General features: G+C 41.9%; 14 protein-coding genes. 5 read left to right on the plus strand and 9 right to left on the minus strand.

What is annotated here, in order from left to right; all coding sequences use genetic code 11:
- Positions 1-95 precede the first annotated feature (95 nt).
- Entirely contained in the window at positions 96-995 is a 900-nt protein-coding gene (locus tag HUS26_RS14635) for a DUF1002 domain-containing protein (protein WP_173917835.1), read from the minus strand.
- Positions 996-1164: 169 nt separating this feature from the next.
- On the opposite strand from HUS26_RS14635, the gene HUS26_RS14640 reads away from it, so the two are divergent.
- Positions 1165-1536 (plus strand): hypothetical protein, encoded by a 372-nt coding sequence (locus HUS26_RS14640; RefSeq protein ID WP_173917836.1) that lies wholly within the window; start codon positions 1165-1167, stop codon positions 1534-1536.
- A 60-nt stretch (positions 1537-1596) separates the two neighbouring features.
- A complete protein-coding gene (locus HUS26_RS14645) occupies positions 1597-2118 on the plus strand; it encodes a type 1 glutamine amidotransferase domain-containing protein (RefSeq protein WP_173917837.1) in 522 nt (173 codons plus the stop codon).
- Positions 2119-2157: 39 nt separating this feature from the next.
- Here the strand turns inward: HUS26_RS14645 and HUS26_RS14650 are convergent, their stop codons facing one another.
- On the minus strand, positions 2158-3315 hold the full coding sequence (locus HUS26_RS14650; protein ID WP_173917838.1) for an acyl-CoA dehydrogenase family protein: 1158 nt from the start codon (positions 3313-3315) through the stop codon (positions 2158-2160).
- Between the two features lie 195 nt (positions 3316-3510).
- On the opposite strand from HUS26_RS14650, the gene HUS26_RS14655 reads away from it, so the two are divergent.
- Positions 3511-3885, plus strand: coding sequence for a VOC family protein (locus tag HUS26_RS14655; RefSeq protein ID WP_173917839.1), 375 nt, complete (start codon positions 3511-3513; stop codon positions 3883-3885).
- A 77-nt stretch (positions 3886-3962) separates the two neighbouring features.
- On the opposite strand, the gene HUS26_RS14660 is transcribed toward HUS26_RS14655, so the two are convergent.
- Together HUS26_RS14660 and HUS26_RS14665 are read right to left on the minus strand one after the other, a co-directional pair.
- A complete protein-coding gene (locus HUS26_RS14660) occupies positions 3963-4757 on the minus strand; it encodes a PAS domain-containing protein (protein ID WP_173917840.1) in 795 nt (264 codons plus the stop codon).
- A gap of 123 nt (positions 4758-4880) precedes the next feature.
- The gene (locus tag HUS26_RS14665; RefSeq protein WP_173917841.1) at positions 4881-5732 is read right to left on the minus strand and encodes a LysR family transcriptional regulator; all 852 of its coding nucleotides are present in this window, start codon (positions 5730-5732) and stop codon (positions 4881-4883) included.
- Positions 5733-5838: 106 nt separating this feature from the next.
- Here HUS26_RS14665 and HUS26_RS14670 point away from each other — a divergent pair, with 106 nt between their 5' ends.
- On the plus strand, positions 5839-7056 hold the full coding sequence (locus HUS26_RS14670; protein ID WP_254434213.1) for an MFS transporter: 1218 nt from the start codon (positions 5839-5841) through the stop codon (positions 7054-7056).
- Between the two features lie 297 nt (positions 7057-7353).
- Here HUS26_RS14670 and HUS26_RS14675 read toward each other — a convergent pair whose 3' ends face one another.
- Positions 7354-8244, minus strand: a complete 891-nt coding sequence (locus HUS26_RS14675; RefSeq protein WP_173917843.1) for a LysR family transcriptional regulator — start codon at positions 8242-8244, stop codon at positions 7354-7356.
- A 115-nt stretch (positions 8245-8359) separates the two neighbouring features.
- Between HUS26_RS14675 and HUS26_RS14680 the strand changes: the two genes are divergently transcribed.
- Positions 8360-9367 carry a YeiH family protein gene (locus tag HUS26_RS14680; protein ID WP_173917844.1) on the plus strand — a complete coding sequence of 336 codons (1008 nt, stop codon included), beginning with the start codon at positions 8360-8362 and terminating at the stop codon, positions 9365-9367.
- 291 nt (positions 9368-9658) lie between these two features.
- On the opposite strand, the gene HUS26_RS14685 is transcribed toward HUS26_RS14680, so the two are convergent.
- The 4 genes from HUS26_RS14685 to HUS26_RS14700 form a co-directional block, all read right to left on the minus strand.
- Complete coding sequence (locus HUS26_RS14685) at positions 9659-10813, minus strand: AI-2E family transporter (protein WP_173917845.1); 1155 nt, start codon at positions 10811-10813, stop codon at positions 9659-9661.
- Positions 10814-11050: 237 nt separating this feature from the next.
- A complete protein-coding gene (locus HUS26_RS14690; protein WP_173917846.1) occupies positions 11051-12067 on the minus strand; it encodes a MoeB/ThiF family adenylyltransferase in 1017 nt (338 codons plus the stop codon).
- A 42-nt stretch (positions 12068-12109) separates the two neighbouring features.
- Positions 12110-12907, minus strand: coding sequence for an SDR family NAD(P)-dependent oxidoreductase (locus HUS26_RS14695; protein ID WP_173917847.1), 798 nt, complete (start codon positions 12905-12907; stop codon positions 12110-12112).
- 187 nt (positions 12908-13094) lie between these two features.
- Positions 13095-13250 (minus strand): hypothetical protein, encoded by a 156-nt coding sequence (locus HUS26_RS14700; protein ID WP_173917848.1) that lies wholly within the window; start codon positions 13248-13250, stop codon positions 13095-13097.
- Between the last annotated feature and the right edge of the window lie 50 nt (positions 13251-13300).

Raw genomic sequence — 13300 nt, forward strand, 5'->3', positions numbered from 1 at the left:
TTCTCATGTGATCATTGATATAAATGAAATAAAAAAAGAGCTGTCGAGCCTTTCTCGACAGCTTAAAAACTTCTGATCACGAGTGATTCTGTTTATTAATTAAGGATGGAGCGGAAAAAGTCTGCTAAACTGTCAAAAAAGGTTTTTATCGAATTGGATACTTTGTTCCAAAAGCCTTCGTCATTAATAATATCAGTAATTTGTCCTGTTAAATCATCGAGCTGATTGCGGACTTCATCAAAGTTGATGTTTAAATCCCGCATTTGGTTAAATAGATCGGTTAACCGCTGGCGGTCCTCTTCGCTGAGTTCAATATTCATATTGCTTATCTGTTCTTCTACAATCTGTTGAACCTCTTCTTTTGTCGCAGGGTTCTGCTCAGCGATATCCTTTTTAATTTCAGTGAGAAGCTGGCTGATTTCATCCTCGCTGACATCCCCTTCTTTGGCAATTGAAGTGGCGACGTCCAGTTCTTCATTGGCGATCTTCATCCGTTCTTCATCAAGCTTAACTCCCTTGGAATCATAAGCCTTATAAATTCCAGTAAGCGCAGAATGTCCGCTCACTTTTACAGAAGAGGCAACCATTACATCCGCATTCTCAACCCCTGCCGTAAGCAGAGCATTTGCATACATTTCTTTCGTTACTTCTGTTATATTATCGGGTGTTACAATTTCAATGTTAAGGTTCTCTTCATCTTTATGAATGATCTTTACGGAAGAGTACATATTTGAGTTCGGGTTGCCGCCAATGTAATTAGCAATATCCTGCCCCGTAACCGTAAACTCATCGACTTGTTCATGCCGATCCACTTCCAGCAGGTCTGTCACTTCCGATTTTTGAGCATCTGAGAGAGCCTCTCCATAAACTACAATTGGAAGACCGAGTTTTTCATTGATTCCCTGGTCTCCAGTAGACGCATCTACAGCCCCGGGAATAAAAGCGGTCAGCATCATTAAAAAAGCAGTAAAAATTATAATAAAACGATTTTTCATTGCATTCGACTCCTTACAATAGTTTCAATTTGAGTAAAAAAATATGCTAAACTTATTTATTATTATACCTTTTTTGTTATTTTTGGCATCAGCTCTTTACGTGATTTTCCCTACAGCCGTTATACGGCTGTCTCTATAAAATGTTTCAAATTTTTAAAGGAGATTACCTATGAAGTTTATTAAAACATTCGCTTTATATGTATTCGCCGCTTCATTTTTCTTAGCGGGGGTCACTCATTTCATATACGAAGAAGGATTCGCTGCTATGATTCCGCCGTTTGTCCCGATGCGCCTTGAGATTGTTTATATTACCGGCATCATTGAATGGATGCTCGCCCTGCTGCTCGTTTTTCCCCAAACGAGGCGCGCCGCCGGGATCGCAACGGCTGTTTTTTTGATAGCTGTCCTTCCGGCAAACATCTATGCAGCCATTATAAGTGCACCTTCACCATGGGGAACGGAAACAAATTTTGTCTTTTTGTGGCTCAGGCCGCTGCTTCAGCCACTGCTGATTTGGTGGGTAATCGCGGTTTCTAAATAGTATCTTTGAAGCTTTCTCTTTGATAGACTTAATATTAGAAATTAATAAGGAGGCTGTACGATGCGATTACAAAATAAGAAAGTCATTGCTCTTGTAAGTAAAGACTTCGAAGATTTAGAGCTATGGTATCCACTGCTTCGCTTACAAGAGGAAGGAGCGACTGTCCACCTCGTTGGTGAAAAAGCGGGCGAAGAATATCCTGGTAAGTACGGCGTTCCGGCAACAGCCGACTACGGATTTGAAGATATTAATCCGGAAAACTATGATGGAATTCTTGTTCCCGGCGGCTGGTCTCCAGATAAGCTCCGCCGTTATGAAAGTGTGCTGAATATGGTTCAACATATGGACGAGCATAAGAAGCCGATCGGCCAAATTTGTCATGCAGGATGGGTGCTCATTTCTGCAGGAATTTTAGAAGGCCGCAAAGTGACCAGCACTCCGGGTATTAAAGATGACATGACAAATGCAGGAGCTGAATGGTTTGACGAGCCTGTCGTACAGGACGGCCATATCATTTCTGCCCGCCGTCCGCCAGACCTGCCGCCATATGCAAAAGCTTTTGCTGATTTACTAGCTGAATAAAAAAAGTCCCGGATTCTAAAATGAATTCGGGACTTTTTATTATTTTAAAGCTTTTCCAGCGAGCATGCGAAGTACAGCATCATCCATCGGGGGATTGTGCAGTCCTGCACGGACGTCACGATATAGTTTTTCAAACGGGTACTGCTTCGATAATCCCCGCCCTCCTGCAATTCTCATCGCCAAATCGACAACCTCGTTCGCAGTATTAGTTACAGCTAATTTTACAGCCGCTAAATCAGGTCCCATTTGTTCTCTCCGTTCCGGCTCCTCATCCCATTTGCGGGCTGTCGTATATAAGAAGCTGTGAGCCTGAAGCAGCTTCCATTCCATTTCGCCAATTTTGTCCTGGATATGGCCTACTTCTGAAATCGGTGCATCTAAGCTGTTCGGCTGAAATTCCTTGGCAAATTGAACCGCATGATTCCGCGCTGCCGTAGCAATTCCCAAATAGCAGGCAGGAATATGCAGAAGCCACCCTTTAGGCATAGGCTTGGCTTTCCCTTTAATTTCAACCAGGTCTTCTTGGTTGACTTCCACTTCGTCCAATACTAAATCATCGCTGGCTGTTCCGCGCATTCCCAGCGTATCCCACGTTTTTTCCGTTTTAACACCAGGCTGGTGGCGGTCTATTAAAAACCAGCCGACCTCTTTAAGATCCTCAACATAGGCAGAAACGATATAATAATCGAGTTGATCTGAAATGGATGTAAAAGTCTTCCTGCCGGATACTATATAACAATCATCTTTCTTAACAGCCTTTGTTTCAGGAATTCCGCCTCTTGTCGGGCTTCCCGTCGCTGGCTCTGTAGCTGCTCTGTTTACAACCGCCTGATTTTCTGCCACATCTTTAGCCAGCCTAAGAAAATTCTCCTTACTCCATAATCGTTCCTGGCTCAGTTCCATCATGATCCCTAAATGCCAGCCGATTGATAGAGCTGCTGAGCCGTCTCCCTCGGCAATCTTCTCCTGCATGAATAAGAATTCATATAAGGATAAGCTCTCACCGCCATGCTGGACTGGAAGGCTTAAAGATGGATATTTTTCCTGTTTCATTACTTTTAATGTCTGATGCGAAAATTCAGCATCCCGATCTGTTTCAACTACATGGGAACGAGCCTCTTCCGCTATGACCGATGCTTTTTTGTATAACCGCTCTTGTCTCTCGTTTCTAACCCATTCTCGAATCATATCACTCATGTCAGCTCACTCCCTTAATCTAATTAGACTTTTTATTATACCCAAACCATTCCCTGTTCCTTCAAAAACTAACAAAGAACCTAGAGGATTTTATTTATTATTAACGAACTAATTTTTATAAGCTCTGTTAGCTTTCCATACTAATTAATAATCAAACCTTTTAACAGAGCCAAAAATATAAAGGAAGTGGAATCATTGAAACCTCTCGTCCAAAAACAAATCAATACCGTGTTTGTTCATGCGAGCGACTTAAAAGTTTCCGTCTTATGGTATGCAGAATTGCTGGGTCATCCAGTTAACGAAAAAGATATAGTGAAGCCTGTGTACACTTTTCTTTTAAATAAAACGACAAGCCTTACGATAGATGCGGGACCTGAAGAAACGCCAAAAGACTTCAGTCCTCTTCCTTATCCTTTGTTCAACTTCCATACTAATGATATTGAGGACTCTTTAAAAGCTGCAGAAGAAAAGGGTTTATCGATCGCTTCAGGACTGGTGGAATTTGATGACTTTTCTTTCTTCACTCTCTATGATCCTGACAACAACCAGGTTATGATTTGCTCAGGATAATCATAAATATTCAACTATGCTCCCGTTAAACCTTATTTTTAAAAAAACAACCGCGTGCTGCGGCTGTTTTTTTTGTCTTACCGTATCTCCTGTAAAGCCTGCTTAACGGTCGGGTAGCTTTTCAGGGAAAGCTCGCCAAAGTTAGCGTAAGGTGCGCTCTGCAGTGCAAAATTAGGTTTTACCCCTGTGATCAGCAAGGTTGTCCCCATAAGCGTAAGCAATTGGTCTAATTGGTAAATCCCCATATGAATATTTTCGTTAAAAGTATGGACGGCTGATAAATCCAGAATAATATAATCCTCTTTTACCTCTTGCACATGGTGGCTGACGAATTCGAGCATTTGCTGCACTCGTTCTTCATCAACATTCCCAATCAAAGGAAGGACGGAAACATCGTCTTCTACAGGTACAATCGGTGTGGACAGCCGTTTCACTTCAGAAGTATAGTGGCCCACCAGGCTCTCAGCGTCTATTCGCTTCGTAATATCTTTTTGAACTCCTACAAAATAGTTCTGCTCCATTTTCTCAATATAAACAGGAAAGATTTGCAGATCATTCCAGAAAGGGGTTCCATCTTTTTTATAATTCAATAATTCAATTTGGATAGGTTTAGAGGCTTTCAAGTTTTCCCTAAGGGTTTTGACTGCATTTAGATCCGTATCCTTGCCTTGGAGAAACCGGCAGTTCATCCCTAGAACTTCTTCTGGTTCATATCCCGTCAGGTCTTCAAATCCTTTGTTAATATAAATAATTGGGTTATCAATCTGCTCGGGATCAGAAATGACCACCCCTGCTCCTACATGATCAATCGCCGCCTTAATAAACTCATTCTGTTGGATTTCATTGAGATAATCTACCGATTTATATTTCATATGTAATATCCCTTCTACAAAAGTAATTATTTTAATAATAAAATGAATGGTGAAAAACTGCCAACAATCTAATTATTAATTCTCTATTACATCTCGAAAGCTGCTTTTGCCTATCAAACAGCATCAACCTGCAGAGCTTTTTTCTAAAACATGCAGGAAGGCATCGACCTGCGGCAGCCTCCTGTAATCCGGCTTTACACATGCCCACGTCTGACGATGAACAGGAGAACCATCAACAATCAAAGGAGCATGATAGAGATGCATCAAATCTTCACTTACTAGGCTCCATGGAAGAACCGTCATCCCCAACCCCTCGACCATCAGCTTTTTTGCAACTTCAAAATGGTCCACCTTCATTGTACGCCGTATGTTGAGGTTTGACGATTGATGGAGCCAGCATTCAACTAACTGCTGATACTCATAGTCTGCTTTGAATTCGATAAAAGGCCGTTCTTTTGCACCGGTAATCTCTGCTGTATCAAATATATATAAAGGATCTTTATATAGAGGGATACAAGCGAGTCCTTTTAATGGCTCTCCCCGAACGATCATTACGTGAAAATCTGCTGCCTTGCTTTTGATTTCTGCACTGACCGCGGAAACCAGATCAATTTTTACATCCGGAAATTTCTGAGTATAGATTCGCAAGATCGAAGGAAGAGTATGCTGGCTTACAAGCGACGATACTCCAAGCGAAAGAGTACCAGCCACTTTATCTTTTATTTCAGCTATTTGCTGAGTGAGCTGGTCTTCTTTTGAAAGCACCTCACCGGCATGCTTTACAATTGCTTCTCCTTCAGGGGTTAACATGAGCTGTTTCGGCGTACGTATAAATATGGTCGTGCCAAAGTATTCTTCTATGTATTTTAAACGCTGTGTAATGGCAGGCTGAGAAATTAAAGCTTTCTTAGCGGCAGCTCTTATCGTTTTAGAATGGTTTAGCAGTATAATTAATTGATAGTCTTCAATTTTCACAAAAAGCCCTCCCCCGATAACTTTTTGTTATCCCTTTTAATTATAAAACAATATTATTTTTATCGCAGAAATTCACGTATGATGAAAATAGAGAGAACCACGTGAGGTGAGGCAGTTGGACCGATGGAATACTTATAAGCTGCTGGCAGGTTATTTTTTGTATGAGTGCGGGAGGGCGATGTATTTTGTCCTCGTCACCTGGTTTTTGTACCAATGGACCGAAGATGCGATTTATACAGGGCTGTTTGTAAGTTTCGGGTTTATACCTGGCATTTTTTCAAATTTAATTTTTGGAGTGCTTGTCGATCGTCATAATCGTAAATGGTTAGCAAATATTTCTGGCTCAGTAAGTGTGATCATCTTATGCCTGCTGTTCCTATCCTTTGTATTCAGCTGGTTCAGTCCCTGGTGGGTCATTCTGACACATATGCTGCTACAGACATGCGGTTCTTTATTTCGTCCTTCACTGCAGGCATTAGTAGCCGAAGTGTTCAAGGAAGAAGAACTGCCAAACATCTTCTCACTATCCGGTTCTGCAACGATCTCCGGAAGCTTAGCAGGAGCGGCGCTCGGCGGTTTATTGTCAACCTTCGTAACTATGCCTTTATCTTTGGCTGTCGTTATACTATTTTATTGTAGTGCTTTAACTGCTGTCGTTTTCCTGCAGTATTCACCGGTAAGGCGCCTTTCGAAGAAACACACATCATTCATAACGGAAATTGGCGAAGGGTTCAGCTTTTTAAACGCGAACCGTATGATGTACGGGCTGCTCGTTACCCTTATGCTTGGCCAGCTGACATTTCATACAACTTTAGGCTTTTTATCTGTTTATACGAGCGAGTATTTACAGCGATCGGCAATTATTTACGGAGCTCTGGATATAACTTTTTCAATAGGTGGAATTGCAGCCGGACTGCTCGGTGCATGGTGGTGGAAGCGGATGGAGAATCATATAGCTGTATATTCCCTGGCCGCCGTCGCTGCAGGACTGCTCTTTGTGGGAATAACAAAAAGCATAACCGCTGCTTTCTTAGGCATTCTTCTCATTGGACTGGGAACTTCCTTTGTAAGAGCTCTGCTTCAATCCGTTCAGCAAATGGCCACACCAAAGGAGCTTCACGGCCGCATGGCCAGTCTTCGTATGCTATGTAATCAAACCTCGGTGGTCATAACCGGGCCGGTCTTTGGAGTGATTGCGAAAAACTACGGAGCCGGCAGCGTTTTTCTCTTTCTGCTGATTCCTGTTCTGTTAGGACTTATATGGTCCATTTTCCAGGCCAGGCACCCTCAATTTATTAAGATTACATCCCATAAGTCTGCGTGAAGAGAAGGTATGCTGTATGCAGCATACCTTCTCTTGCTATATGTGTATTTAGGGGGACTATCTTGTTTCTTCTTTTGGTGTTTTATAAACCTTTTCGACCTCAATGCCCAGTGTCTTTAAGTAGTCGACTATCTGGTCTAGGCTTTTCATAGTTTCACCTCATATATTTAAAATTGACTAGAAACCAAGCTCTATCTTCTATACGGTTTTTTTTAATAAAGGTTTCACTTTTCTCTACCTAACCTTACCCTAAATCTTTTCCCTATATTCAATTAATAGCATATTTACACAGTTTTTTTACATTTGATTTATAAAGCCTTTAAGCAAGTGTATAAAAACCGTAACATTCTTAGAAATTTCGCGTTCATCCACAGGTAATACACAGGAGAAGAAGCGTGTAGTCGACTTGATAAAAGGAATAGTAAGAATCAGAGATTCCGCATGGGAATGCTCGACGACGGTTCTTGAAATAACCGAAAGTCCAAGTCCCTGCTTAACCCCTTGAATAACGCCGTGGTTGCTTCCGATCGTTATTATTTTTCCAGCACTGATATTATAGTTTTCCAAGACAGCTTCCATCACTGCTCTCGTTCCAGATCCCTCTTCCCGGCTGACCCATGTATGGTCTTGCAGATCATCAAACGTTATTTCCTTTTTTGAGCGCAAAGGGTGGGTTTCCGGTACCACAACCACCATCTCATCTTCTTTAAAAGGAAAGGAAGACAATTCTTTCTTGTTCACTTTCCCTTCGACTAACCCTACGTCTAACTCGTGATGCTGAATACCCCGATTTATTTGCTCAGTATTTCTAATCGTCACCATTAGATCTACGGCTGGGTAGGCTTCATCAAAAGCTTTTAATAAAGAAGGCAGAATATATTCTCCAACCGTATAACTGGCCCCTATTCGGATCGTTCCTCTTAACTGGTGATGATACTCCTCTACTTCTGTTTTTGCTTTTTTAAGAATGCCGAGCATCTGCCTGGCCCGTTCATAGACGATTTCTCCTGTTTGCGTCGGCTGAAATCTTTTAGGCGAACGGTCAATTAACGTCGTTTGAAAATATTCCTCTAAATTTTTTATGTGAAAGCTTACGGACGGCTGTGACAGGTTTAAATGCTTTGAAGCTTTTGTGAAGCTTTTGAGTTCTATTACCTTAATATAGGTTTGTAACGACTCGATATCCATTGTCACACCTCAATTATTAATATTATTAATCATCACCATTATAAAGTTCTATTTTACTAATAGATTAAGCGTTCGTATAGTGAATGTAGATAATAAAATCAAAGTAGGTTAAAACATGCGTATATCTTTACTTCAACGCCACTCAATTATTCCTGGAGTGTTTTTTACATTTATAATTGCAGGACTGGGATTCCTGCTCGCCAAACTTCCTGGTATGCAGCAAGTCGGCCCTCTGGCCATTTCAATTTTTATAGCTGTATTGTTTCGTCACTTTTTCGGTTTTCCTGAAGTCTTAAAATCAGGCACTACATTTTCAGCCAAGCGGCTTCTGCGTGCCGCTATTATATTATTTGGACTGCAGTTAAATATTAACCTTATTTTAGCTGAAGGGGTTACCCTCATCATGCGTGATTTACTTGTTATTATATTAAGTATCGGCTTGATGATGGCCTTGGCGAAATGGCTGAAAGCTGATCGGGGACTGTCTTTATTGTTAGGTATAGGAACAGGAGTTTGCGGTGCTTCGGCAATTGCAGCTGTATCCCCTATATTAGAAGCTAAAGAAAGAGATACCGCTCTAAGTGCGGGAATCATTTCCATTATCGGTACCATTTTCGCCATTGTGTATACCCTTCTCCGTCCTTTTCTTCCGGTCGAAGCAGAGGCTTTTGGAATGTGGGCGGGATTAAGCTTACATGAAGTCGCTCACGCGGTATTAGCAGGCGAGGCCGGCGGGGAAGACAGTCTCGCCATGGCATTATTAGCTAAGCTGGGCCGTGTTTTTTTATTAGTGCCTCTGAGCTTACTTTTAATTTGGGTTATGAAACATCGTAAAAATAAAAGCACAGCGAACCACAGCATTCCTTTCCCCTGGTTTTTAATAGGGTTTATCGTTATGAGCCTGATCGGAAGCTTCATCATTACTCCATATTTGCCGAATGCTTCTTCCTTCTTAAATCTGTCTTCCAGTATTACTTCATTTATTCTGACGATGGCGATGGCGGGACTTGGCTTGAATGTCAGCCTTAATGATTTAACACAGCGGGCATGGAAGCCGCTAATGGCTGTTACAGCCACTTCAATTGTCCTGTCAGCTGTTACAGCTTTATTGGTTTTCTCATAACACTAATAAAAAAAGAAGTGCCGGCATGGCACTTCTTTTTCAGGCTGTCGAGAGAATTTCAACAGTTTTTCTCATGGAATTTCCGGTTAAAGCTAGTGTGGTTGGAGGGATTCCATTGGTGAGATCCCTAAAAGGCGAAGCCTTAAGGAAGCTCACCGTACGCCCATTGGAAAGCGATCCGCTTCTCGGAGCCCTTCGCTGCATCTTATCCTTTGAAAGGAAGTTGGTCGTTTAAAAGGCACGAGGTTTCTCTACAAGCTTTAAAGGACCGGCTTAGACAGTACTTATTATTTATTCTGTTTCGCTGTACTTATTATCAGGTGCCGCAAATTTATTAAACCGGCGCTTAAACCATAGGAACATATACACGACAACCACTTTAATAATCGCATAACCTGGAATCGCAACAATAATACCGAGAATCCCAAATAAATGGCCGGCTGTAAGCAATACAAAAATGATAGTGACGGGATGAATGTGAAGCCTTTTCCCCATAATTTGCGGAGAAATAAACTTACCTTCCAGAAGCTGAACAACCGTCCATACTATTGCTAATTTCACGAGCATAAAAGGTGAAGTAACGATAGCAATAATGAGAGCCGGAGTAATTGCGATCATCGGCCCTAAATAAGGAACGACACTTGTCACACTAGCTATTGCAGCCAGCAGCAATGCATAGTCCAGCCCAATAATTAGGAATCCGACATACATCATGGCCCCAATACAAAAGCTTACGATAATCTGCCCTTGAATATAGGCACTTAACTGATGATCGATCCCTTTAAAAACATTCAAAAGCTCAGGACGTACCTTCGGAGGGAAAATTCTTAAAAGCATATTGGGGAATTTCTCTCCATCTTTTAATAAGTAGAACAGGATAAATGGAAGTGTCACTAGTGCAATAACTACATTAGTAAGGGTCGTAATAAAGCTTGTAACACCTTCAAGTGTATTCCCTACGTAAGTAGACAGGTTATCAGATACCTGATCAAGCGTTCCGCCAAGATCTTCAAACAAATCATTATAATAATTAGCAAAAATGGAATTCCTAATCCACTGATCTATTGAGTAGGCCAGCTCCATGAGGTATTCCGGCAGCTCTTCGATTAGACTTAAAAACTGCCGTTCAAGAAATGGAATAATTAAGAAGATCAATAGTGTAATTAATCCCGAGACTAATGCGAGGGTAATTAGTATCCCCCACACCCGCTTAATCCTGAATCCTTCGAGTAATCCGATAATCGGCCGCAATAAATAGTAGACGACAACGGTAAATATTACGGATAAAGCAATCGTTTCAAAAAAAGCGACAATAGGCTTAAAGATAAACGAAACTTGAGAGTAAATAAATAGATTGAGACCAATGAATAAAATAACTCCTAATATGTAAAGAAGATTCTTTCCCCCAAAGAACCTAATGAGCGGAGTGGATTCCCATTTTTCCATAATGATTCCCTCTTTCTTCCCTTACCTGTCTTCTATATGTAAAAACGCGCCTGAATGAAGACGCGTTTTCGTTATTTCATACGACGTTTTTTCATGAATTTTCTAATATACGGATAGACCATGGGACCGTATTTAATTAACCTTTTAATTAGCCTTCCCATTGCTCTAGAACCTCCTACTTTTAATTAACTATACTACGAGTTTTCCCTTCTCGTCTATTTCTAAAACCCGTTACCCTTATCCTACGATTTTATGATAAAGGCGGCGTGCCGCTGTTATATCCTTCGTCCCATGAACTAATACCCGTCCATCTTTAAAAAAGACAAACCGGTAATCGTCCTGTTTAAACGACAGCAGAAAAGGGTTCTCCTCAATATTGGTTCCTGGAAGATTCTCTCTCAGCTTATTAAAATCGCGCTCCATTTTTCGGGGAGGGCGTATTTGAACAGTATCCCTGCCGCAGAGAACCGCAGCTTTCGTCTGATTCGCCGGCTGCATAAAAGGATACGTCGCTTCTACTCCGCAAGAAGGACAATCCTCCTTTTTCGCATGATTCACTGCAATGCCTGAATACGAATGCTTCCACATATCAAAAACGATCAGCTTTTGAAAAAGAGACTGATAATCTTCTACAAGCAGCTTCAGCGTCTCGGCCACCTGGTGGGCTGCAGCCATTTGCACAACCGGGCTGATCACTCCCACCGTATCACAAGTGGCTCCTCCTAAAGGGACAGTTTCCATTAGGCAGTTCAGGCAGGGTGTCTTGCCGGGAACGACCGTGTAGCTCATTCCGTGGCTTCCTGCGCAGCCCCCATACACCCACGGCACATTATATTTCTGACAAACGTCGTTAAGCAGCATTCTTGTGTCGAAATTATCTGTAGCATCAAGCAGTACATCAACGTCTTTAATTAAACTTTCCAGTTCTTCGCGCTGGACATCCATAATATAGGATCGATAAATAACATCAGAATTTACGTCTTTCAGCCTATTTTCGGCAGCTACGGCTTTAGGCATCCTCTGTTTGGCATCATTTTCTGTAAAAAGCTGCTGACGCTGAAGATTGCTCCATTCTACATAATCGCGGTCTACAATTGTCAGCTTCCCGGCGCCTGCCCGGGCAAGCTGCTCGGCATTGCTCGTCCCAAGGGCACCTGCTCCGATAATAAGCACATGTTTATCACGAATCTTCTGCTGTCCTAGTTTTCCGATTGATGTAAAAAGTTCTTGTCGAGAATAGCGGTCTAAAGCCATATAAATCCCCCATATGACATTTACTTTTATTGTAGCACGGAGTTACCTCATGACGCTTCCCCCAGATATCTTTAAGGATTCTCCTACTATATTGGACGCCGCATCTGACAATAGAAAGACGATCGACCTGGCCACTTCTTCAGGTGTACTGAGCCTTCCTGATGGGATTCTGCTTTTCGCTGTTTCCAGCTGCTCTTCATAGCTTCGGCCCTCTCTTTCACCTTTTCTTTTAATCGCCTGCTTCCCCATTTCTGTCTCCACAAATCCCGGACAGATGGCATTGACTCGAATGTTATGTTCAATAGCTTCAACGGCCAGTGATTGAGTAAACCCTGTAACGGCAAACTTTGATGCACTGTAGGCGATATTACTGTGTGTGCCTCGTAAGCCTGATAAGGACGAGATATTTACGATGGCTCCCTTTCCTTCTTTTTTCATATGGGGATAGACCTCCTGGGTGAGTAAAACAGTAGAGAAGTAATTCAACTCCATCACTTTACGCAAATCTTCTTCTGATAAATTTTCAATTGAGCCTCCACCGGAGATGCCGGCAGAATTGACGAGACCGGTCATTGGTCCATATTGATTTTGGGCTTCTTTAATTAAGCTCCTGCGGCCTTCTGCTTTGTTTAAGTCGGACGGATAAACGAAGACTTCAGCCTCTTTGTTCTTTAAACATTCCTCTCTAAGCCCGGCCAGCTTCTCTTCGTTTCTGCCGGTGATTGTCACCTTTGCACCAGCTTGAACGGCTTCAATGGCAGCCTGATAGCCGATACCTCCAGTCGCGCCGGTAATAAGAATATGCTGATTTGATAATGCTTCATTAGAGAAAATAGACATTATGAAGAGCCTCCTTTTTTGGTTATCATTTCACTCCTTAACAGGCCTCAAACTTTTTATGGCAATCCAAAATAAAATAAACGCCTTAACTCTAACAAGAGGTTAAGACGTTTATCCACGGAACGGCCATTGGCCTATTCCCGTTTATTCTGTTTATTCTCATAGCTACCGTCACCACTTCTTTGTCTTATTTTCGCTTGTTTTTGCGAAAAGGCATGAGAAGTTTGCCGCTTTTCGTGCGCTTCACTTTTAGAGAAGCTGCCTGTTCTGATTCCTTAGCTTCCGGGCTGTTTTTATAATCCTGGTCAAACAGCTCACGCGCCTTGGAATAAAGCATAGTCATGGTTAACCCTCCTTTGCTTGGTATATAAATCAATTCCCGCTGTGTTTTCC

It is taken from the genome of Halobacillus sp. Marseille-Q1614, from assembly GCF_902809865.1.
In the GTDB taxonomy this organism is placed as follows: domain Bacteria; phylum Bacillota; class Bacilli; order Bacillales; family Halobacillaceae; genus Halobacillus_A.

Coding starts and splice junctions, on each gene's coding strand:
- HUS26_RS14695 (WP_173917847.1), bottom strand. CDS start 12,907: ATGTCTATTTTCTCTAATGAAGCATTATCAAATCAGCATATTCTTATT.
- HUS26_RS14645 (WP_173917837.1), top strand. CDS start 1,597: ATGCGATTACAAAATAAGAAAGTCATTGCTCTTGTAAGTAAAGACTTC.
- HUS26_RS14640 (WP_173917836.1), top strand. CDS start 1,165: ATGAAGTTTATTAAAACATTCGCTTTATATGTATTCGCCGCTTCATTT.
- HUS26_RS14675 (WP_173917843.1), bottom strand. CDS start 8,244: ATGGATATCGAGTCGTTACAAACCTATATTAAGGTAATAGAACTCAAA.
- HUS26_RS14700 (WP_173917848.1), bottom strand. CDS start 13,250: ATGACTATGCTTTATTCCAAGGCGCGTGAGCTGTTTGACCAGGATTAT.
- HUS26_RS14685 (WP_173917845.1), bottom strand. CDS start 10,813: ATGGAAAAATGGGAATCCACTCCGCTCATTAGGTTCTTTGGGGGAAAG.
- HUS26_RS14660 (WP_173917840.1), bottom strand. CDS start 4,757: ATGAAATATAAATCGGTAGATTATCTCAATGAAATCCAACAGAATGAG.
- HUS26_RS14635 (WP_173917835.1), bottom strand. CDS start 995: ATGAAAAATCGTTTTATTATAATTTTTACTGCTTTTTTAATGATGCTG.
- HUS26_RS14650 (WP_173917838.1), bottom strand. CDS start 3,315: ATGAGTGATATGATTCGAGAATGGGTTAGAAACGAGAGACAAGAGCGG.
- HUS26_RS14680 (WP_173917844.1), top strand. CDS start 8,360: ATGCGTATATCTTTACTTCAACGCCACTCAATTATTCCTGGAGTGTTT.
- HUS26_RS14690 (WP_173917846.1), bottom strand. CDS start 12,067: ATGGCTTTAGACCGCTATTCTCGACAAGAACTTTTTACATCAATCGGA.